This is a genomic window from Pseudomonas sp. MAG733B (genome assembly GCF_036884845.1).
Classification (GTDB): domain Bacteria; phylum Pseudomonadota; class Gammaproteobacteria; order Pseudomonadales; family Pseudomonadaceae; genus Aquipseudomonas.
In genome coordinates this window covers 5,498,784-5,519,536 of sequence record NZ_CP145732.1, presented here as the reverse complement: position 1 = coordinate 5,519,536, position 20,753 = coordinate 5,498,784, and the positions used below count along the sequence as shown (strand labels likewise).

The 20,753-nt window shown below is 61.3% G+C and carries 23 protein-coding genes and 1 pseudogene; 13 read left to right on the top strand and 11 right to left on the bottom strand.

Features of this window, described 5'->3' with window-relative positions; all coding sequences use genetic code 11:
• Positions 1 to 112 precede the first annotated feature (112 nt).
• Genes phnE through phnP form a run of 11 tightly spaced genes read left to right on the top strand, consistent with a single transcriptional unit; the run spans position 113 to position 8,624 of the window.
• On the top strand, positions 113 to 895 hold the full coding sequence (phnE, locus tag V6Z53_RS25175; protein ID WP_212626853.1) for a phosphonate ABC transporter, permease protein PhnE: 783 nt from the start codon (positions 113 to 115) through the stop codon (positions 893 to 895).
• A gap of 37 nt (positions 896 to 932) precedes the next feature.
• A complete protein-coding gene (gene phnF / locus V6Z53_RS25170; RefSeq protein ID WP_338582355.1) occupies positions 933 to 1,637 on the top strand; it encodes a phosphonate metabolism transcriptional regulator PhnF in 705 nt (234 codons plus the stop codon).
• 11 nt (positions 1,638 to 1,648) lie between these two features.
• Positions 1,649 to 2,098: a phosphonate C-P lyase system protein PhnG gene (gene phnG / locus V6Z53_RS25165; protein WP_338582354.1), complete on the top strand. Its 450-nt coding sequence runs from the start codon at positions 1,649 to 1,651 to the stop codon at positions 2,096 to 2,098.
• Positions 2,098 to 2,688, top strand: coding sequence for a phosphonate C-P lyase system protein PhnH (gene phnH / locus V6Z53_RS25160; RefSeq protein ID WP_338582353.1), 591 nt, complete (start codon positions 2,098 to 2,100; stop codon positions 2,686 to 2,688). Before phnG ends, phnH begins: the two co-directional genes overlap by 1 nt.
• Positions 2,688 to 3,764 (top strand): carbon-phosphorus lyase complex subunit PhnI, encoded by a 1,077-nt coding sequence (locus V6Z53_RS25155; RefSeq protein WP_338582352.1) that lies wholly within the window; start codon positions 2,688 to 2,690, stop codon positions 3,762 to 3,764. The genes phnH and V6Z53_RS25155 overlap by 1 nt, the downstream gene beginning before the upstream one ends.
• Entirely contained in the window at positions 3,757 to 4,629 is an 873-nt protein-coding gene (locus tag V6Z53_RS25150) for an alpha-D-ribose 1-methylphosphonate 5-phosphate C-P-lyase PhnJ (RefSeq protein ID WP_338582351.1), read from the top strand. Before V6Z53_RS25155 ends, V6Z53_RS25150 begins: the two co-directional genes overlap by 8 nt.
• Positions 4,626 to 5,432 (top strand): phosphonate C-P lyase system protein PhnK, encoded by an 807-nt coding sequence (phnK, locus tag V6Z53_RS25145; protein ID WP_338582350.1) that lies wholly within the window; start codon positions 4,626 to 4,628, stop codon positions 5,430 to 5,432. Before V6Z53_RS25150 ends, phnK begins: the two co-directional genes overlap by 4 nt.
• 28 nt (positions 5,433 to 5,460) lie before the next feature.
• Positions 5,461 to 6,180: a phosphonate C-P lyase system protein PhnL gene (gene phnL, locus V6Z53_RS25140; protein WP_338582349.1), complete on the top strand. Its 720-nt coding sequence runs from the start codon at positions 5,461 to 5,463 to the stop codon at positions 6,178 to 6,180.
• Positions 6,170 to 7,315: an alpha-D-ribose 1-methylphosphonate 5-triphosphate diphosphatase gene (locus V6Z53_RS25135; protein WP_338582348.1), complete on the top strand. Its 1,146-nt coding sequence runs from the start codon at positions 6,170 to 6,172 to the stop codon at positions 7,313 to 7,315. Before phnL ends, V6Z53_RS25135 begins: the two co-directional genes overlap by 11 nt.
• Positions 7,315 to 7,884 carry a phosphonate metabolism protein/1,5-bisphosphokinase (PRPP-forming) PhnN gene (gene phnN, locus V6Z53_RS25130; protein WP_338582347.1) on the top strand — a complete coding sequence of 190 codons (570 nt, stop codon included), beginning with the start codon at positions 7,315 to 7,317 and terminating at the stop codon, positions 7,882 to 7,884. The genes V6Z53_RS25135 and phnN overlap by 1 nt, the downstream gene beginning before the upstream one ends.
• Positions 7,875 to 8,624 carry a phosphonate metabolism protein PhnP gene (gene phnP, locus V6Z53_RS25125; protein ID WP_338582346.1) on the top strand — a complete coding sequence of 250 codons (750 nt, stop codon included), beginning with the start codon at positions 7,875 to 7,877 and terminating at the stop codon, positions 8,622 to 8,624. Before phnN ends, phnP begins: the two co-directional genes overlap by 10 nt.
• Before the next feature lies 1 nt (position 8,625).
• Here the strand turns inward: phnP and V6Z53_RS25120 are convergent.
• From V6Z53_RS25120 to V6Z53_RS25105, 4 genes and pseudogenes are all read right to left on the bottom strand, one after another.
• Positions 8,626 to 8,715, bottom strand: a pseudogene (locus tag V6Z53_RS25120) (PIN domain-containing protein); the annotation flags it as partial.
• Positions 8,712 to 9,179, bottom strand: coding sequence for a helix-turn-helix domain-containing protein (locus V6Z53_RS25115; RefSeq protein ID WP_338582345.1), 468 nt, complete (start codon positions 9,177 to 9,179; stop codon positions 8,712 to 8,714). The pseudogene V6Z53_RS25120 and the gene V6Z53_RS25115, both read right to left, overlap by 4 nt.
• A gap of 84 nt (positions 9,180 to 9,263) precedes the next feature.
• Positions 9,264 to 10,151, bottom strand: coding sequence for a LysR family transcriptional regulator (locus V6Z53_RS25110; RefSeq protein WP_338582344.1), 888 nt, complete (start codon positions 10,149 to 10,151; stop codon positions 9,264 to 9,266).
• A gap of 56 nt (positions 10,152 to 10,207) precedes the next feature.
• Entirely contained in the window at positions 10,208 to 11,413 is a 1,206-nt protein-coding gene (locus V6Z53_RS25105) for an MFS transporter (RefSeq protein WP_338582343.1), read from the bottom strand.
• Between the two features lie 233 nt (positions 11,414 to 11,646).
• Between V6Z53_RS25105 and V6Z53_RS25100 the strand changes: the two genes are divergently transcribed.
• Both V6Z53_RS25100 and V6Z53_RS25095 read left to right on the top strand, forming a co-directional pair.
• Positions 11,647 to 12,276, top strand: coding sequence for a hypothetical protein (locus V6Z53_RS25100; RefSeq protein WP_338582342.1), 630 nt, complete (start codon positions 11,647 to 11,649; stop codon positions 12,274 to 12,276).
• A gap of 108 nt (positions 12,277 to 12,384) precedes the next feature.
• The gene (locus tag V6Z53_RS25095; protein WP_338582341.1) at positions 12,385 to 12,828 is read left to right on the top strand and encodes a hypothetical protein; all 444 of its coding nucleotides are present in this window, start codon (positions 12,385 to 12,387) and stop codon (positions 12,826 to 12,828) included.
• A gap of 60 nt (positions 12,829 to 12,888) precedes the next feature.
• Here V6Z53_RS25095 and V6Z53_RS25090 read toward each other — a convergent pair whose 3' ends face one another.
• The 7 genes from V6Z53_RS25090 to hyi form a co-directional block, all read right to left on the bottom strand.
• Positions 12,889 to 13,887 (bottom strand): sulfate ABC transporter substrate-binding protein, encoded by a 999-nt coding sequence (locus V6Z53_RS25090; RefSeq protein ID WP_150702741.1) that lies wholly within the window; start codon positions 13,885 to 13,887, stop codon positions 12,889 to 12,891.
• Between the two features lie 102 nt (positions 13,888 to 13,989).
• Entirely contained in the window at positions 13,990 to 14,814 is an 825-nt protein-coding gene (locus tag V6Z53_RS25085; RefSeq protein WP_338582340.1) for an ion transporter, read from the bottom strand.
• Positions 14,815 to 14,835: 21 nt separating this feature from the next.
• The gene (locus V6Z53_RS25080; protein WP_338582339.1) at positions 14,836 to 15,750 is read right to left on the bottom strand and encodes an urea transporter; all 915 of its coding nucleotides are present in this window, start codon (positions 15,748 to 15,750) and stop codon (positions 14,836 to 14,838) included.
• 189 nt (positions 15,751 to 15,939) lie between these two features.
• The gene (gene pyk, locus V6Z53_RS25075) at positions 15,940 to 17,355 is read right to left on the bottom strand and encodes a pyruvate kinase (protein ID WP_338582338.1); all 1,416 of its coding nucleotides are present in this window, start codon (positions 17,353 to 17,355) and stop codon (positions 15,940 to 15,942) included.
• Positions 17,352 to 18,626 carry a glycerate kinase gene (locus V6Z53_RS25070; RefSeq protein ID WP_338582337.1) on the bottom strand — a complete coding sequence of 425 codons (1,275 nt, stop codon included), beginning with the start codon at positions 18,624 to 18,626 and terminating at the stop codon, positions 17,352 to 17,354. The genes pyk and V6Z53_RS25070 overlap by 4 nt, the downstream gene beginning before the upstream one ends.
• Positions 18,627 to 18,774: 148 nt before the next feature.
• Positions 18,775 to 19,665: a 2-hydroxy-3-oxopropionate reductase gene (locus V6Z53_RS25065; protein ID WP_338582336.1), complete on the bottom strand. Its 891-nt coding sequence runs from the start codon at positions 19,663 to 19,665 to the stop codon at positions 18,775 to 18,777.
• A gap of 210 nt (positions 19,666 to 19,875) precedes the next feature.
• Complete coding sequence (gene hyi, locus V6Z53_RS25060; protein WP_007971414.1) at positions 19,876 to 20,658, bottom strand: hydroxypyruvate isomerase; 783 nt, start codon at positions 20,656 to 20,658, stop codon at positions 19,876 to 19,878.
• Between the last annotated feature and the right edge of the window lie 95 nt (positions 20,659 to 20,753).

The window sequence follows — 20,753 nt, the reverse complement described above, 5'->3', positions numbered from 1 at the left end:
GCGGTGTGTCATTGAACAGATATGGCGACTGATACACCGCTTTCGCGAGCAAGCCCGCTCCCACAGGGGGCTGCGTCAGCCAATGCAATCGGAAAATTTTAGAGAAACCCTCATGACCACTCTCCACGCTGAAGCTGTCGGCAAGCGTACCTGGCCGCAATACGCCGGTTGGGGCCTGTTTCTGGTCCTGCTGGCCTGGGCCTGGCACGGCGCCGAAATGAATCCGATGGCGCTGTACCGCGACTCGGGAAACATGGCGACGTTCGCCGCGGATTTCTTTCCGCCGGACTTCCATGAATGGCGCTCGTACCTCAAGGAAATGATCGTCACCGTACAAATCGCCTTATGGGGCACGGTGCTGGCGATTGTCTGCTCGGTGCCGCTGGGCATTCTCTGCTCGGAAAACATCACCCCCTGGTGGATTCACCAACCACTGCGCCGGGTGATGGACGCTTTCCGTTCGATCAACGAAATGGTCTTCGCGATGTTGTTCGTGGTGGCCGTCGGCCTGGGACCGTTTGCCGGTGTCCTGGCACTGTGGATCAGCACAACGGGCGTACTCGCCAAACTCTTCGCTGAAGCCGTGGAAGCGATTGATCCAGGCCCGGTCGAAGGCGTTCGTGCTACCGGCGCCAGTGCCTTGCAAGAGGTGATCTACGGCGTGATCCCGCAAGTGATGCCGCTGTGGGTTTCGTATGCGCTCTACCGTTTTGAAGCCAACGTGCGCTCGGCGACGGTGGTGGGGATGGTCGGTGCGGGCGGGATCGGCGTGATTCTGTGGGAAAACATCCGTGCCTTTCAGTTCGTTCAAACCTGCGCTGTTTTGCTGGTGATCATCGTTGTCGTCAGCCTGATCGACATCCTCTCGCAACGTCTGCGCAAGCAGTTCATCTGATTTTCGGAGGGGTGCCTGCGGGCGCTTTTTTTAAAGCATGCAGTTGTCTAGACAAGATGAACCGGTGTACCGCGAACTCGCCGACATCCTGCGTCGTGAACTGGGTGACTACCGCGCCGGAGACTTCCTGCCGGCGGAGGTGCAGTTGGCCGAACGCTTCGGCGTCAACCGCCACACCTTGCGCCGCGCCATCGATGAGCTGGTGTTCGAGGGCAGCCTGTTGCGCCGTCAGGGCAAAGGCACGCAAGTGCTGGAACGCCCGCTGATCTATCCGATGGCCGCCGACAGTGCCTACAGCCAGTCGCTATCGGCCCAGGGACATGGCGTCGAGGCGGTGCTGCTCAAACGTCGCTACTGCTTTGCCAGCCGTGAAGAGGCGCAGCATCTGGGCATTGCCGAGATGGCGCCGATGATCGAATTGCAGACTTTGCGCAAGCTCGACGGCCAGCCGGTCAGCCTGATCCGCCATCGCTACTGCGCCAGCCACGCGCCACTGCTCGCGGACTACACCGGCGGCTCGTTGCGCCAGTACCTCAGCGAACGGGACATGCCGCTGACCCGTACCCAAAGCCTGATCGGCGCCCGTTTGCCCAACCGCGAAGAAGCCGCGCTTTTGATGATGCCCCGGCATTTGCCGGCGCTGAGTGTGTTCACCCTTTCCCGTGATCGCGACGGCCGTGCGGTGGAGCTGGCCCAGTCCACCAGTCGTTCGGATCGCTTCCAATACCAGGTCGTTACCTGATGGAGAACGCCATGCAAAACCCTGTTCCTCACACCGAACGCCAGCACTGGATCGGCGTGCTGGCCCGCGCTCGTCTCAGTGATTTGCAGCCCTTCGAAGACGCACTGCGCGACATCGAATACCAACTGATCCGCGCCCCGGAGATCGGCATGACCCTGGTTCGCGGTCGCATGGGTGGCAACGGTGCGCCGTTCAACGTCGGCGAAATGAGCGTGACCCGCTGCGTGGTGCGCCTGGCCGATGGCCGTACCGGCTACAGCTACCTGGCGGGCCGCGACAAGGTTCACGCCGAACTCGCGGCCCTGGCCGACGCGCATTTGCAAGGGGTGCAACAGCGTCACTGGCTAACGGAAATGATCACGCCACTGGCCACAGCCCAGGCCGAACGCCGGGCACAGAAAGAGGCGGAAACCGCCGCCACCAAAGTCGAATTCTTCACCCTCGTGCGAGGAGAAAACTGATGAGCGCACAGCTGTTGCAACCGGCGTTCGCCGACCCGGTGCTGGATGCCCAGCGCGGTTTTCGCGCGGCTATGAAGGCACTCGCTGGGCCAGGTCTGATTCAGACATTGCAACCGACGCCGAGCCTTGAAGGATTGGAACCGGCGACCTATGCACTGTGCCTGGCACTGCTGGATGTCGACACGCCGCTGTGGCTGGCGCCGTCCTTCGACACGCCGCTGATTCGCGCCAACCTGGCGTTCCACTGTGGTTGCCCGTTGACCGCCAAGCGTGAAGACGCGCGGTTTGCCTTGCTTGCGGCCGACGATCTGCTCGACCTGAGCGGCTTCGATCATGGCAACGATCGCTACCCGGATCAGTCCTGCACCTTGCTGGTTCAACTGCCAAGCCTCGACGGCGGGGCAGGGCTGAAGTGGCGCGGGCCGGGGATCGAAAGTGAACACGATGTTGCGTTGCCGGTGGCCGATGGCTTCTGGCGCGAGCGTGAACGGCGCATCGAATTTCCCCGGGGCCTGGACCTGTTTATCGCTGCCGGCCATGACCTGATCGGTTTGCCGCGCAGTACTCGTATCGCAGAGGAGCGTGCCTGATGTACGTAGCCGTCAAGGGTGGCGAACAGGCCATCGACAATGCCCACCGTCTACTGGCGAAGAAACGCCGGGGCGATACCTCGGTCACTGAGCTGAGCGTTGAGCAGATCCGTCAGCAACTGCCGCTGGCGGTGGCGCGTGTGATGAGCGAAGGCTCGCTGTACGACGAAGAGCTGGCCGCGCTGGCGATCAAGCAAGCGGCGGGGGATCTGGTCGAAGCGATCTTCCTGCTGCGTGCCTACCGCACCACGTTGCCGCGCTTCAGCCCGAGCCTGCCGATCGATACGCAGAACATGCAGCTCAGCCGACGCTTGTCCGCCACCTTCAAGGACGTGCCCGGTGGGCAACTGCTGGGGCCGACCTTCGATTACACCCATCGCTTGCTGGACTTTGCGCTGCTCGCCGAAGGCGAATATCCGGGGCCGCAAACCACCCCGAATGCCAGTCTTGAACCGTGCCCTCGCGTCCTCGGTTTGCTGGCCAAGGAAGGCTTGATCAAGAACGAATCCGACAACGGCGAAGCGGTGGCGGACATCACCCGCGATCCGCTGGAATTGCCCGCCAATCGCGCCCAGCGCCTGCAAGCGCTGGCCCGTGGCGACGAAGGCTTCCTGTTGGCGTTGGGTTACTCGACCCAACGCGGTTACGGCCGCAACCATCCGTTCGCCGGGGAAATTCGCATCGGCGAAGTCGAGGTGTGGATCGAGCCCGAAGAGCTGGGTTTCCCGATCAACCTGGGCAGCATCGAAGTCACCGAGTGCGAGATGGTCAACCAGTTCGTCGGCTCGGCCACGGAGCTGGCGCAGTTCACTCGCGGCTACGGCCTGGCCTTCGGGCATGCCGAGCGCAAGGCCATGGGCATGGCGCTGGTCGACCGAGCATTACGCGCCGACGAGTACAACGAAGAGATCGTGTCCCCGGCGCAGCAGGAAGAATTCGTGCTGATGCACTGCGACAACGTCGAAGCATCCGGTTTTGTCTCGCACCTCAAATTACCTCACTACGTGGACTTCCAGGCCGAACTGGAACTGATCCGCAAACTGCGCAAGCCTGCCGAGGGCAGCAACCATGAATGACCTGACTCAAGCGCCGGTCCGCGACGCGGCGTACAACTTCGCCTACCTCGATGAACAGACCAAACGCATGATCCGCCGCGCCTTGCTCAAGGCTGTGGCGATCCCCGGTTACCAGGTGCCGTTTGGTGGTCGCGAGATGCCGCTGCCTTACGGTTGGGGCACTGGTGGCATGCAATTGACCGCCGCGATTTTGGGCGACGATGACGTGCTCAAGGTCATCGACCAAGGCGCGGATGACACCACCAACGCCGTGTCGATCCGCCGCTTCTTTGCCCGCACCGCAGGCGTCGCCACCACCGAAAGTACGCCGGACGCGACGGTGATCCAGACCCGCCACCGGATCCCGGAAACGCCGCTGCACGCCGACCAGATCATGGTCTATCAAGTGCCGATTCCCGAGCCGCTGCGCTTTATCGAACCGTCGGAAGTCGAGACGCGGACCATGCACGCCCTCAATGATTACGGGGTCATGCACGTCAAACTCTACGAAGACATCGCCACCTTCGGCCACATCGCCACGGCCTATGCCTACCCGGTGATGGTCGACGAGCGCTACGTGATGGACCCGTCGCCGATCCCGAAATTCGACAACCCGAAACTCGACATGAGCCCGGCGCTGATGCTGTTCGGTGCCGGTCGTGAGAAGCGGCTGTACGCGGTGCCGCCGTTTACCCGCGTCACCAGTCTCGACTTCGAGGATCACCCGTTCGAGGCGCAGAAATGGGAGGAGTGCTGCGCCATCTGCGGCAGCCGTGAATCGTTCCTCGACGAGCTGATCCTCGACGACGCCGGCACCCAGAGCTTCGTCTGTTCCGACACTTATTACTGCGCCCAGCGCGTCAGCCAGCAGGAGCAGGGCCAATGAACCAGGCGCTGAAAAACGATCTGTCCGTGTCCACCGAACCCTTGCTGCAAGTGCGTGATTTGTCGCTGTTGTACGGTCCGGAAAAGGGCTGTCAGGACGTCAGTTTCGATTTGTACCCCGGTGAGGTATTGGGGATTGTCGGTGAGTCCGGGTCGGGTAAATCGACCTTGCTCTCGCTGCTCAGCGGACGCCTGCCACCGCAGAACGGCCGCATCGGCTACCGCGACAAACAAGGCCAATGGCTGGACCTGTACAGCGCCAGCGAAGCCGAACGCCGCACATTGCTGCGCACCGAATGGGGCTTCGTCGAACAGAACCCGCGCGACGGTTTGCGCATGGGCGTGTCGGCTGGCGCCAACATCGGCGAACGCCTGATGGCCCAGGGCGTGCGCAACTATCAGCAGTTGCGCGGGGCCGGGCTCGACTGGCTGAGCCAGGTGGAAATCGATCCGCAGCGCATCGACGATTTGCCGCGGACCTTTTCCGGCGGCATGCAGCAGCGCCTGCAAATCGCCCGCAACCTGGTGTCGAGCCCGCGTCTGGTGTTCATGGACGAACCCACCGGTGGCCTCGATGTGTCGGTGCAGGCGCGCTTGCTCGACCTGTTGCGCGGCCTGGTGCGGGAGCTGGACCTGGCGGTGGTGATCGTCACCCACGATTTGGCGGTGGCGCGGTTGCTGGCCGACCGCTTGATGGTGATGCGCCGTTCGCGGGTGGTGGAAACCGGCCTGACCGACCAGATCCTCGACGATCCGCAGCACCCTTATTCGCAACTGCTGGTGTCTTCGGTGTTGCAGCCGTGAAGCCCCGTCCAACTGTGGAAACCGAGCGATGAATAACTTGATCGAGGTCCGTGACCTCTCGAAAACCTTCACCCTGCATCAGCAGAACGGCGTGGTCCTCAACGTGTTGCGCGGGGTGGATTTCAGTGTGGCGGGCGGCGAATGCCTGGTGCTGCACGGTCAGTCCGGTGCCGGCAAAAGCACCTTGCTGCGCACCCTGTACGGCAACTATCTGCCGGCAGGCGGCAGCATCCGCATGCAGCATGACGGCCAGTGGCTGGAGTTGGTGGGCGCCGAACCCCGGGACATTCTGCAAGTGCGTCAGCGCACGCTCGGCTATGTCAGCCAGTTCCTGCGGGTGATTCCGCGTGTGGCTTGCCTGGATGTGGTGATGGAGCCAGCGCTGGCTCGTGGCTGGTCGAAACACCTGGCGCAATCGCGGGCCGAATTGCTGCTCACTCGCCTAAACATTCCGCAACGCCTGTGGCAACTGGCGCCCGGCACCTTTTCCGGTGGCGAACAGCAGCGGGTCAACATCGCCCGCGGCTTCATGGTCGCGTGGCCGGTGATGTTGCTCGACGAACCGACAGCCTCCCTCGACGACAACAATCGTCAGGTGGTGCTGGAACTGATGAATGAAGCAAAAGTCGCCGGTGCCGCGCTGATCGGTATCTTCCACGACCGTGTCGCCCGCGAAGCGGTTGCCGACCGCCATCTCGACATGACGCCCGCCGCTGTGACCGAAAAGGAATACGCCGATGTCCGTTGAACAGATCCTCAGCAATGCCCAACTGGTCGCCGCTGACCGCGTGTTCTACGGCACTGTGGTGCTGCGCGACGGGTTGATCGCCGAAGTTGCCGAAGGCCCGAGCCGCTTGCCCCAGGCGCTGGATCTCAACGGCGATTACCTGCTGCCGGGTCTGGTGGAGTTGCACACCGACAACCTGGAACGCCACATGACCCCGCGTCCCGGCGTCGACTGGCCGTCAGTGCCGGCGGTGCTCAGCCATGATGCGCAGATCATCGCGGCCGGCATCACCACGGTGTTTGACGCGGTGTCCATCGGCGACGTGAATCCCAAAGGCAATCGCATGCAGAAACTGCCGGCGATGCTGGAAGCGATTTCCAAGGCATCCGACGCCGGGCTGACCCGCGCCGAACACCGCCTGCACCTGCGCTGCGAGCTGTGCCACCCGGACACCCTCACCGTGTTTCGCGACCTGGTGGAAAACCCGCTGGTGCAACTGGTGTCGGTGATGGACCACTCGCCGGGTCAGCGCCAGTTCGTGCTGGAATCCAAGTACCGTGAGTACTACATGGGCAAATACCACCTGACCACCACGCAGATGGATGAATTCATCACGTTGCAGATGGCCAATTCGCGCACGTACAGCGACCGTTACCGCGCGGCAATCGTCGAGCATTGTCTGGCCCTTGGCCTGTCGGTGGCCAGTCATGATGACGCGACCCTGGCCCACGTCGAGGAGTCGGCGCGCTACGGCATGACCATCGCCGAGTTCCCGACCACCGTCGAAGCGGCGCGCGGGTGCCAGGACAACGGCATGAAGGTCTTGATGGGCGCACCGAACATCGTGCGCGGCGGTTCGCACTCGGGTAACGTGGCCGCCGCAGATCTGGCCGCCGAAGGCTTGCTGGATATCCTGTCCAGCGACTACTACCCGGCGAGCCTGCTGCAATCGGCGTTCGTCCTGGCGGCGCAGAGCGAGCGGATCGGCTTGGCCGAAGCGGTGCGCATGGTCAGCCTGAACCCGGCCCGGGCCGCAGGTCTCAATGATCGCGGCGAGATTGCCCCGGGTTTGCGCGCCGATCTTGTACAAGCGCGCAGTCAGGACGGTTTGCCGGTGGTCCAGCAAGTATGGCGACAAGCGAAGAGGGTGTTTTGATGGCAGGCAGGTTGATCTATCTCATCGGGCCTTCGGGTTCGGGCAAGGACAGCCTGCTCGATGCCGCGCGAGAGCGGTTGGCCGAACGCGGCTGCCGCATTGTGCGGCGGGTCATCACCCGCTCGGCGGAAGCGGTGGGCGAGGCGGCACTGGGCGTCAGTGCGCAGCAGTTCGCCGACATGGAGGCTCAGGGCGCGTTTGCCCTGAGCTGGCATGCCAATGGGTTGTCCTATGGCATCCCGCAGGAAATCGATGATTGGCTGGCGGCAGGGGATGACGTGCTGGTCAACGGCTCGCGGGGGCATTTGCAGAACACTCGCCTGCGCTATCCGAACGTGTTGGTGTTGCTGCTGACGGTGGATCAAGCGGTATTGCGCCAGCGTCTGCTGGCGCGTGGGCGTGAATCGCTGGTCGAAATCGATCAGCGGCTGGCGCGCAATGCCCGTTTCACTGAGCGCCTGCTGGCCGACAACGACCCGGCGCTGCACCTGCTCGATAACTCCGGGCCGCTGGAGAGCACGGTCGAACGCTTGCTGGCGTGCATTGACGAGCAAGCGCCATGCGCCTGACGTTGCTGGGCACCGGTGATGCCCGGCAAGTCCCGGTCTACGGCTGCGAATGTCTGGCTTGCGCGAGGGCGCGTAACGACGAGCGCTTGCAGCGTCTGCCCTGTAGCGCGTTGATCGAATGCGGCGATCAGCGCTGGTTGATCGACAGCGGCTTGCCCGACCTGTGCGAACGTTTTGCGCCGCGCAGCTTCAACGGCATTTTCCAGACTCACTACCACGCCGACCACGCCCAGGGTTTGTTGCACTTGCGCTGGGGCCAGGGCCTTGTGATCCCGGTGCACGGCCCGGTCGACCCGGAAGGTTTGGCTGACCTTTACAAACACCCCGGCATTCTTGATTTCAGCCAGCCGTTCGAGGCTTTCGAAACCCGTTCTTTCGGCACGCTGAAAGTCACCGCGCTGCCGTTACTGCATTCCAAACCGACCCTCGGCTATCTGCTGGAAGGTGAAGGGCGGCGGATTGCCTACCTGACTGACACCGTCGGTCTGCCACCGGACACCACGGCGTTTCTGCAACGTTACCCGTTGGACTTGCTGGTGCTCGACTGCTCGATGCCACCACAACCCCAGGCCCCACGTAATCATAACGACCTGAACCTGGCTTTGCGGTGCATTGAAGAACTGCAACCGGCGTTGGCGGTATTGACGCATGTCGGGCATACGTTTGATACGTGGTTGATGGAGCATCGCGGCGAGTTGCCGGGCAATGTCAGTGTCGGGTTTGATGGGTGTGTGTTGTAGAGGAGAGCGCGAGCCACATCAGAAAATCTCTCAAGGGCGCGGGGTAAAGCACGCAAGCGTCAAATATAGCGGTAAAAGAGGTGTGCCTCACTCGTATCCTGTCCTTAACGCCTGTGCCTGCTCGGCGAGAAGCGTCATTGCCTGCTCGCTGGCTGCATCGCGCCGGGTTTTATAGTCCATCAAATCGGCAAAACGCACACGTCGGTGCTTGCCGGTTTTGTGGTAGGACAGTTCACCGGACTCCAGCAGTTTGATCAGGTGCGGGCGTGAGACATTGAGCAAGTCTGCCGCTTCCTGTGTGGTCAGTTCCGCGTGGACCGGAACCACTTTGACGGCATTGCCCGCTGCTAACTCAGCGAGGATATCGACCAACAGGCGCAGTGCCGAGGTCGGTAGTTCGACGCTGTGAGCTTCATTGCGCTCGTCGAAAATCTGGATGCGCTGGGTTTCGATTTGGGTGCAGAGATAGGCTGTAAGTGCACGTTGCCCCTCACTGGCAAGCTGCACCTCGCGTTCCGCGGGTAAATGGATCGGTGGATGAATGACTGTCGACATGACGGTTTCCAATATTCTGAATAATCGATGTCGGCAGGCTATTCGAATTAATCGAAATTCGCAATAAACGAAACGCCTGGCTGTTCAAACGTATTTATTCAACAACCCCCGCACATACTCCACAAACCCCCGCGCCTTGGCGCTGGCCATTCTTCCGGTGGGGAACACGGCCCACAGGTCTTGATTCGGCAGGGTCCATTCGCTCACGACTTCCCGGACTGTGCCACTGGCCAGTTCCGGCGCGAACATCCATTCGGATGCCACGGTCAACCCTTGGTGGGACAGCACGGCTGCACGCAGACCTTCGGCGGCGCTGACGCGGATGCGCCCGTTGATGATCACGGGTTGTTCTTCATCAGCCTGCTTGAACAGCCAGTTGGCACCGCCGCTGAGGGTGTAGACGATTGCCTGATGCTCGCCCAGATCGGCGGGGCTGGTGGGTTCGCCGTATTTTTCGAAGTACGCGGGCGTGCCCAGTACCACGCGCCGGCATTCGGCGATCTTGCGGGCGGTGAGGCCGGAGTCGCTCAGGGCGCCCATGCGCAGGGCAACGTCCACGCCTTCTTCCACCAGATTGACGTTGCGATCATCGAGCATCAGGTCGATGTTCAGCTCCGGGTTCAGCTCCAGAAACGGCCCAAGGTGCGGCACGATATGCATTCGGCCGAAGGTTACGGCGGCGCAGATCCGCAGGTTTCCGGTCAACCCGCTGGCGGCGCCACGCGCCGCGTTGTCGGCCTCATCGGCTTCTTCGATGGCGCGCTTGGCCCGCTCGAAAAACGCCAGCCCGGCCTCGGTGGGGGTCAGGCCACGAGTCGAACGCAACAATAGCCGCACCGCCAGCCGCGATTCGAGTTGCGCGATGGTTTTCGACACGGCGGGCTGACCGATATTCAGACGCCGGGCCGCCGCGGAGAACGAACCGGTTTCCACCACGTAGACGAAGGTTTCCATTGCGCCGAGGCGGTCCATCGAAGGTCCTTATAGAAATCACTGTAGAAGCGAGCCCGCTCGCGAAGCTTTTGAAACTAAGCCGTCGCCAGCGAAGCTTTCTGCGAAACACTCAAGAACCGCAACAACGCCAACAGCGGAAACGCACTGCCAACAATCACGATCCACAACCAGCCGCCGTGTTCATACACCGCACTGGCCACCGAAGAGCCGAACGCGCCACCGATGAAGATGCTGGTCATGTACAGCGCATTCAGGCGGCTGCGGCTTTTGGCGTCGAGGGCGTAGACCGCGCGTTGGCCGAGGACCATGTTCATCTGCACGCAGAAGTCGAGGACCACACCGGTCACGGCGAGGCCGATGACGCTGTAGACCGGATGGATGAACGCAGGCAGGAAGCTCAGACTGGCGAATAGCAGCGCCAGCAATGACGCGATGCGGGTGTGGCCGGCATCGGCCAGGCGACCGGCGATGGGCGCGGCGATGGCGCCGATCGCTCCGACCAGGGCGAAGATCGCGATCTGGGTTTGCGACAAGCCATGATTGCGCGCCAGCTCCAGTGGCACCGCAGTCCAGAACAGGCTGAACGTGGCGAACATGCAACCTTGATAAAACGCACGCTGACGCAGTACCGGTTGTTGGCGCAACAGCGTCCACAGCGAACCGAGCAATTGGCCGTAGGACGCACTGTGATCAGGCTGGCGCTTAGGGATGGTCACCGCCAGGACGATGCTGATTGCAGCCATCAACACCGCAGCAATCACAAACATGGCGCGCCAGCCGAAATGGTCGGCAACCACGCTGGAAACCGGTCGCGCCAGCAAAATCCCCAGCAACAAACCGCCCATGATTCCTCCGACCACGCGGCCGCGAGATTCTTCCGGCGCCAGGTGTGCGGCCAGTGGAATCAGGATTTGCACCGAGACTGAACTGAAACCCACCGACAATGAAATCAGCAAGAACACGTTCGGCTGATCGGTGAACGCCGCGCCCAGCAGGCTGGCAATCGCCACCAAAGTGGTGATGATCATCAACCGACGGTTTTCCAGCAGATCGCCCAACGGCACCAGGAAAAACAGGCCCAGCGCATAGCCGATCTGGGTCAGCGAAACGATCAGGCTGGCCATGGTGTTGGTCAGGCCGATGTCCGGCGCGATCAGGCCGATGATCGGTTGCGCGTAGTAGATGTTGGCCACAATGGCGCCGCAGCAGAAGGCGAACAGCAGCACCATGCCTCGGGTCATTGTCGCGGTGCCATGGGGCACCTGAGTCGCTGGGTTCATAACGTGTCTCGCTGTACAGAAGGGAATGCGCGCAGGCTAATGGCCTGACCGGAACGGCGGAAGAGAGATTGGAGTGATAGCAGTCATTCCATTGCGGAATGAGTGACGAACGTGCGTGCCGTGCGCCGATGATTGTTGCGTCAGAATATCGGGGTCCGATGATACATTCACTTACATCTTGTTCGATAGCGTGCTTATGTTCTGTTCTCACGTTTCATCACAGGAAGCCACCCATGAATGCGATGTTCCGTCATCTGCTGCACGGCGTTTCGGTTGTGACATTAATCAGCCTGTTCGCGGCAGGCATGGCCCAGGCCCAGGATGCACCCGGCATGCGCATTGGCGTACGCGGCGAAATCACCGGAGTCAGCCCCGACGCGCTGAAAGTCCATGCCAACAGCGGCGAAAACGTGGTGATCAACCTGACCAGGGACACCAAAGTCCGCGCCGTCACCCTGGCCAATATCGAGGACATCAAGCCTGGCAGCTACATCGGCTCGGCAGCCATTCCTCAAGAGGATGGCAGCCTGAAGGCGCTGGAAGTCCACGTCTTCCCACCGGAACTGGCCGGCAGCGGCGACGGCCATCGGCCCTTTGATCTGGCCAAGGGCAGCAGCATGACCAACGGCAGCGTTGGCGATCTGGTGGTCAGTAACGGCCGGGTGCTGACCGTCAACTACAAGGGCGGGCAACAGAAAATCCTGGTGCCGGAGGACGTACCGATCGTCAACCTGATGCCGGGCGATCGCAGCCTGCTCAAGGTGGGCGTGAAAATCGTGACGTTCGTGACCCAGAGCGCCGACGGCACGCTGACGGCGCAGTCGATTTCGGCGGGCAAGGATGGTGTGACGCCGCCGATGTAATCCCCGGCAGACCTGACCGGCCATCCGAAGAAATGCCCGCTTTGCCCCGGCAACTAGAATCAACAGGGGGATCACTTCAACGCGTCCTTACATAGCGGGAGTTTCACGATGAAAATCGTATCTTCGCTGGCGTTGGTGGTAGCGGTTGGGTCGATCTCTGGGTGCTCGACGGTGCCTGATCGTCAGGTCACCAACGTTCCCCTGAACGCTACTTCCATCAATGCCGGGAACATCGCCCGGCCCATCATGATGTCCGACGGTAACGCAACGGTGTTCTGGTTCGCAGTCAGCGGCGAGAGCATGGGCAGCGCTTTACCGGGCCGTTTGCAGGCCTATATCTATCCGGGAAGCTGTGCGAGCCTGGGTGCGAAACCGGCCTACGATATGAATGACGGTCCGAATGCGCGGTTCTATTCAGCGGCGTCGCACCAGTATTTCTGGAAGAGCGCGCCGGTCGCCGTGGAAACGCTTCGAGCGGGTGGCTATGCCCTGGTGGTGAGGGAAAGCCCGGCCGACGGGAACCAGAATATTTTCTGCGGCAATCTGAGCTGAAATTGACGACCACAAAAAAGGCGACCTCTGCAGGTCGCCTTTTTCATTGCCGCTCAGCGATTACTGACCGCTGTAGATCTGATCGAAAACGCCGCCATCATTGAAGTGGGTTTTCTGCACGGTGCGCCAGTCACCGAAGGTTTTCTCGACTGACAGGAAATCCACTTTCGGGAAGCGGTCGGTGTACTTGGCCAGCACGGCCGGGTCACGCGGGCGCAGGTAGTTGGCGGCAGCGATTTCCTGGCCTTCCGGCGACCACAAGTACTTCAGGTATTCCTCGGCGGCGGCGCGGGTGCCTTTCTTGTCCACGGTTTTATCGACCACGGAAACCGGTGGCTCGGCTTCGGCGGAGACGCTTGGGTAGATGACTTCGAACTGGTCGCGGCCAAACTCGCGGGCGATCATTTCCGCTTCGTTTTCAAAAGTCACCAGCACGTCGCCGATCTGGTTGGTCATGAACGTGGTGGTGGCTGCACGGCCACCGGTGTCGAGTACCGGTGCTTGCTTGAACAGTTTGCCGACGAAGTCTTTTGCCTTGTTCTCGTCGCCACCGTTTTTCAGCACGTAGCCCCAGGCGGAAAGGTAGGTGTAGCGACCGTTACCCGAGGTTTTCGGGTTCGGCACGATGACTTGCACGCCATCCTTGAGCAGGTCCGGCCAGTCTTTCAGGGCTTTCGGGTTGCCCTTGCGCACGATGAACACCGTGGCCGAAGTGAACGGCGCGCTGTTGTTCGGCAGGCGCGTGACCCAGTTGTCCGGGACCAGTTTGCCGTTGTCGGCGAGGGCGTTGATGTCGGTGGCCATGTTCATGGTGATCACGTCAGCCGGCAGACCGTCGATGACCGAACGTGCCTGTTTGCTGGAGCCGCCGAAGGACATCTGCAGGGTGATGTTTTCGTTGTGCTCGGCTTGCCAGTGTTTCTGGAACGCAGTGTTGTAGTCCTTGTAGAAATCGCGCATCACGTCGTAGGAAACGTTGAGCAGGGTTGGTGCGGCCTGAGCCACGCTGGTCAATGCAAGGCCAGCGGCCAGAAGTGAGGCGCCAAAGAGTTTTTTCACTGCGAATTCCTTGTTCGAGAAGATTTTTTGTAAAAGCGAGGCAATTTGCCAGCGACTATAGCCGGGCTCGCATAGTCGTTTAAAGATTAAAAGTGACTTTGCTTATTCCAGTTTTTTGAACAGGGCATTGCCGCAACGGGAGCAGAATGCGGCGCCGTGTTCATGGCTGTTTTTCCGGCACACCGGGCAGTCGTGTTGCAGCTGTTCGCCGCGCATGGCGTTGGCCAGTTCGGCAGTGAAAATCCCGGTGGGCACGGCGATGATCGAGTAACCGGTGATCATCACCAGCGACGAAATCACCTGGCCCAGCGGTGTCTTCGGCACGATGTCGCCGAAGCCCACGGTGGTCAGGGTCACGATAGCCCAATAGATGCCTTTGGGAATGCTGGTGAAGCCATGTTCCGGGCCTTCGATCACATACATCAGCGTGCCGAACACCGTCACCAGGGTGCAGACGCTGACCAGAAACACGACGATTTTCTGCTTGCTGCCGCGCAGCGCCGACATCAAATAGTTGGCTTGCTTGAGGTACGGACTGAGCTTGAGCACGCGGAAAATCCGCAGCATCCGAATGATCCGGATAATCAGCAGGTACTGCGCATCGGCGTAATACAGCGCGAGGATGCCGGGCACGATCGCCAGCAGATCCACCAGTCCATAAAAACTGAAGGCGTAGCGCAGGGGCTTGGGTGAGCAATACAGGCGCAGGATGTACTCGCCGAGGAAGATCACCGTGAAACCCCACTCGATGTAGGCGAGTACATCGGCGTAGTTCTTGTGAATGCTGTCGATGCTGTCGAGCATCACGATCACAATGCTGGCGAGGATGATCAGCAGCAGAATGCCGTCGAAACGCCTGCCGGCCTTGGTGTCGCTCTGGAAAATCATGACGTAAAGGTCTTCACGCCAGTTTTTGTTGCTGTCCATGGATAACGCCTGACTCAATGATCAGCGCAGCCTAGGTTGATTCTCCTCCAGAGTGCAAGGCGTACGGGCGACAGTGGTTTTGCGAAGCACTTGAACAGCCGTGTTTACCAGCCAGCCGGCGAGGATGAACGGCGCGGTCAGCGTGGGCAGACCGATGGCGGCGAACATCGGCGTCAGCACCAGCGCCAGGCCGAGGCCAACCAGCGGCAGCCACGGTTGGCGACGCTGAGTGCTGAAGGCGAGGGCGGCGAGTACCGCGTTATAGCCACCGAGGCCAAGCAGTGCGGTGTAGAAGTCATGATGCAGCATGCTCCAGCCCATGCCCGCGACAGACGCCAACAACGCCCAGCAGAAGGCGCGGCGATCGGCGATCAGCAAGCCGGCGGCAATCATCGCACCGGCCAATGGATGGCCGAGGAACATTACTTGGCCGATGCCTTTGAGGGGCGCGGCGAGCATGTTCAGCGTGCTGACCTCGATCATGTGGGCCTCTGTCGAGGGCGTGGCGAAGCACAGCAGCACCCAGCTCAGCACGACGAAAGGCGTGGTGTAGGCAGGCAGGTATTGGCTGACCCGCACGCGTTTGAGCCACTGCTGGGTGATCATCGCACTCAGGCCGCCAGCAGCCAGAATCAGCGGCGGCATCATCGCCGACCAGGGGAAATACAGGCTCAACAGCAGGCCGAGCAACACGCCGTTGTAACTGAACAACCCGGCCTGACGATCAGCCTTGGCATAGTTGCGGCGTTGCGCGGTGAGCAACCCGGCGACACCGCCGAGCAATGCACCGCCGAGCAAGGCGGGTGCGGTGAACAGGATGGCCGAAAGAATCAGCAAACCGCACAGCGGATTGCGCTGGAGGAATATTTGACTGAAGCCGTTGAGCAAGGCTTCGGCCCAGTCGGGGCAGTGGGTGTTGAAGTGGTTGGCAGGCATGATGAAATCTAGGGCAGTGGAAAAGCAAAGATGTTGCACAAACTCTGTGGCGAGGGAGCTTGCTCCCGTTGGGCTGCAAAGCAGCCCCAAGCTCGGTGAATGCGATTTCTCTTCGGAACCCGTCATACCGAAAGGCGACTGCTACGCAGCCGAGCGGGAGCAAGCTCCCTCGCCACAAAAAAGCGTTCGCTAGATCAACGTCTCGATACGCAAGGAGTTAGTCGACCCCGGCTGCCCAAACGGCACACCCGCCGTGATCAACAATGTATCGCCGCGCTGCGCCATGCCCTGAGCCTGAGCGATCTCAAGTGCCGTGGAGCAGACTTCATCGACCTGGCGCAGGCGATCGTTGACCACCGAGTGCACGCCCCACGCCACGGTCAGGCGACGAGCGGTTTGCAGGTTCGGCGTCAGGTTGAGGATCGGCACTGTTGGCCGCTCCCGCGCCGCGCGCAGACTCGATGTGCCCGACTCGCTGTAGTTCACCAGCACCGCCACCGGCAGCACGTTGCTGATTCGACGGATCGCGCAGCTGATGGCGTCGGAAACCGTCGCCTCGGCTTTCGGTCGGCTGACGTCCAGTTGCGCCTGATAGTCCGGGCCGTTTTCCACCTGGCGGATGATCTTGCTCATCATCTGCACGGCTTCCAGCGGGTATTCGCCGGATGCGGTTTCCGCCGACAGCATCACCGCGTCCGCACCTTCGGCCACGGCGTTGGCCACATCGGTTACCTCGGCGCGGGTTGGAGCCGGTGAGAAGCGCATGGACTCCAGCATCTGCGTCGCCACCACCACCGGCTTGCCGAGTTCGCGGCAGGTGCTGATGATGTTTTTCTGAATCTGCGGCACGCTTTCGGCCGGCACTTCCACGCCCAGGTCGCCGCGAGCGACCATGATTGCGTCGCTCAGCTCGGCGATTTCCCGCAGCTGTTCAACGGCCGATGGCTTCTCGATTTTCGCCATCAGGAAAGCCTTGTCGCCAATCAGGGTGCGGGCTTCGCGAATGTCGTCCGGGCGCTGCACGAACGACAGCGCCACCCAGTCCACACCCAGTTCCAGACCGAAGCTCAAATCGCGGCGATCCTTGGCGGTCAGCGGGCTGAGGTCAAGCACCGCTTGCGGCACGTTCACGCCTTTGCGGTCCGACAGTTCGCCACCGTTGAGCACAGTGGTGTCGATGGCGTCGGCGTACTTGGTGACCACACGCAAACGCAGCTTGCCGTCATCCAGCAGCAGGTCCATGCCCGGCTCAAGCGCAGCGATGATTTCCGGATGTGGCAGGTTGACCCGGCGCTCATCGCCCGGCGTGGTATCGAGGTCCAGGCGCAAGGCTTGACCGCGCACCAATTGCACCTTGCCCTCGGCGAACTTGCCGACCCGCAGTTTCGGGCCTTGCAGGTCCATCAGGATGCCCAGCGGATAATTCAGCTGACGCTCGACTTCACGAATCCACTGATAGCGCAGGGCGTGATCGGCGTGATCGCCATGGCTGAAGTTCAGGCGGAAGATGTTGACCCCGGCCAGCACCAGCTCGCGGATGTCGTCGATTCCGTCGATAGCCGGGCCGAGGGTGGCGAGGATTTTGACCTTTTTATCAGGCGTCATGATGTTGGGCTCTCAAGGATCAGGATGGCGCGGAAGTCGTTGACGTTGGTGCGGGTCGGCTCGGTGACGATCAGTGCGTCGAGCGCCTCGAAATAGCCATAGCCATTGTTGTTGTCCAACTCGTCGCTGGCGCTCAAACCGAGGGCGGCGGCGCGGGCGTAGCTGTCCGGGGTCATGATGGCGCCGGCATTGTCTTCGGAACCGTCGATGCCATCGGTGTCACCGGCCAGCGCATAGACGCCGGGCAAGCCTTTGAGGCTCTCGGTCAGGCTGAGCAGGAACTCGGCATTGCGTCCGCCACGGCCATTGCCACGTACGGTGACGGTGGTTTCACCGCCAGAAAGAATCACGCACGGTGCTGCCAGCGGCTGGCCGTGCTGCACCACCTGACGGGCGATGCCGGCGTGAACCTTGGCTACTTCGCGGGATTCGCCTTCCAGGTCGCCGAGAATCAACGGACTGAAACCGGCCTGACGGCATTTCACCGCCGCCGCTTCCAGCGATTGCTGTGGGCGGGCGATCAACTGGAAATGGCTGCGGGCCAGGCTCGGATCGCCAGGTTTGACCGTCTCCGATTCCGGGCTTTGCAGCCAGGTGCGCACCGAGGCCGGCACTTCAATGTTGTAGCGCTTGAGGATCGCCAGCGCTTCGGCCGAGGTGCTCGGGTCAGCCACGGTTGGGCCGGAGGCGATGACCGTGGCGAGGTCGCCCGGTACATCGGAAATCGCATAGGTATAAACAGTGGCAGGCCAGCAGGCTTTGCCCAGACGTCCGCCCTTGATCGCCGAGAGGTGCTTGCGCACGCAGTTCATCTCGCCGATGGTGGCGCCGGATTTCAGCAGGGCTTTGTTGATGGATTGCTTATCGGCCAGGGTGATGCCATCTGCCGGCAGTGCGAGCAGGGCAGAGCCACCGCCAGACAGCAGGAAGATCACGCGGTCTTCTTCGCTCAGGTCGCTGACCAGCTCGAATACACGCTTGGCGACGGCTTGGCCGGCAGCGTCAGGCACCGGATGGGCGGCTTCGACCACTTCGATTTTTTCGCAGGGTGCGCCGTGACCGTAACGCGTCACCACCAGACCGGACACTTCACCCTGCCAGCAGCGCTCGACCACCTGAGCCATGGCGGCTGCGGCTTTACCGGCGCCAATGACGATCACCCGACCGCTGCGATCTTTGGGTAAATGGGCTTCGAGGACTTGCTGAGGATGGGCCGCGTCGATGGCTGTGGCGAACAGCTCGCGCAGGAATTGTTGCGGATCGACCGACATGGCGGGCTCCCGGAATTCTTGTTATTGGAGAACGGCTAGAACCTCTGTGGGAGCTAGCCTGCTAGCGATTCAGGCACTGAGGTCTATCAGACACACCGCGTCGATTTCATCGCTAGCAGGCTAGCTCCCACAGGTATTGCGGCAGGGCTTACTTATCGCGAATCGAGAAATTCGCCATGTGTTCCAGGCCCTTGATCAGCGCCGAGTGGTCCCAGTTGCTGCCACCGATGGCCGCGCAGGTGCTGAACACTTGCTGGGCGTTGGCGGTGTTCGGCAGGTTGATGTTCAGTTCCTTGGCGCCTTGCAGGGCCAGGTTCAGGTCTTTCTGGTGCAGGCTGATGCGGAAGCCTGGATCGAAGGTGCCTTTGATCATGCGCTCGCCGTGAACTTCGAGGATCTTCGACGAAGCGAACCCACCCATCAGCGCTTCACGCACCTTGGCTGGATCGGCACCGTTTTTCGAAGCGAAAAGCAGGGCTTCGGCCACGGCCTGAATGTTCAGCGCCACGATGATCTGGTTGGCCACTTTTGCGGTCTGACCGTCGCCGTTGCCACCGACCAGGGTGATGTTCTTGCCCATGGCCTGGAACAGCGGCAGTGCGCGTTCGAAGGCATCGGCATCGCCGCCGACCATGATGCTCAGGGTCGCAGCCTTGGCGCCGACTTCACCACCGGACACTGGCGCGTCGAGGTACTGGGCGCCTTTTTCGTTGATCTTGGCGGCGAAGGCCTTGGTGGCGGTCGGCGAGATCGAGCTCATGTCGATCACGACTTTGCCTTTGCCCACGCCGGCAGCGATGCCGTCGGCACGGAACAGTACGTCATCGACCTGCGGGGTATCCGGGACCATAACGATGATGAATTCAGCTTCCTGGGCGACTTCTTTCGGGTTCGCCAGTGCGATGGCGCCGGCGGCGACCAGATCGGCAGGGGCAGCATCGTGATGCGCCGACAGGAACAGGCTGTGACCGGCTTTCTGCAGGTTCAACGCCATTGGGTGGCCCATGATGCCGGTGCCGATAAATCCGATTTTAGCCATGAGAAAATCCTCTTGTTTTTGTGTAGCCAAATAATGTGAGCGTGGCTGAAGTAGACACATCCTGTGGCGAGGGAGCTTGCGCCCGGTGGGTTGCGAAGCGACCCCAAAACAGCCACTGCGGTGTTTCAGGTAGAACTCGCTCGCAGGTTTTACGACTGCTTCGCAGCCGAGCGGGAGCAAGCTCCCTCGCCACATGGTTCTGTTTCAACATCAAATCGCGTTATGGGTCTTCAACCAGCCCAGGCCCGCTTCAGTGGTGGTCAGCGGCTTGTATTCGCAACCGACCCAACCCTGGTAACCGATGCGGTCCAGGTGTTCGAACAGGAAGCGGTAGTTGATTTCACCGGTGCCAGGTTCGTTGCGCCCCGGGTTGTCCGCGAGCTGTACATGGTTGATCTCGCCCAGGTGCGATTGCAGGGTGCGGGCCAGATCGCCTTCCATGATTTGCATGTGGTAGATGTCGTATTGCAGGAACAGATTGGCGCTGCCGACCTGCTCGCGAATCGACAGAGCTTGCGCCGTGTTGTTCAGGTAGAAGCCTGGAATGTCACGGGTGTTGATCGCTTCCATCACCAGTTTGATACCCGCCGCTTGCAGCTTGTCGGCCGCGTACTTGAGGTTGGCAACGAAGGTTTTTTCCACGGTAGCGTCGTCAAAACCCTGCGGACGAATACCGGCCAGGCAGTTGACCTGGGTGTTGCCCAGCACTTGCGCGTAAGCGATGGCCAGATCGACACCGGCACGGAACTCTTCAACGCGATCCGGCAGGCAGGCGATACCGCGCTCACCCTTGGCCCAGTCACCGGCCGGCAGGTTGAACAGCACTTGGGTCAGACCGTTGGCATCGAGCTTGGCCTTGATTTCGGCGGAGCTGAAGTCGTACGGGAACAGGTATTCGACACCACTGAAGCCGGCCTTGGCGGCCGCTTCGAAACGGGCGAGGAAGTCCTGTTCGGTGAACAGCATGGACAGGTTGGCTGCGAAACGCGGCATGGTGGTCTCCCGTAAATGTGTGAGTCCCCTCTGTAGGAGTGAGCTGTGTGGCGAGGGAGCTTGCTCCCGCTCGGCTGCGAAGCAGTCGCTAAGCT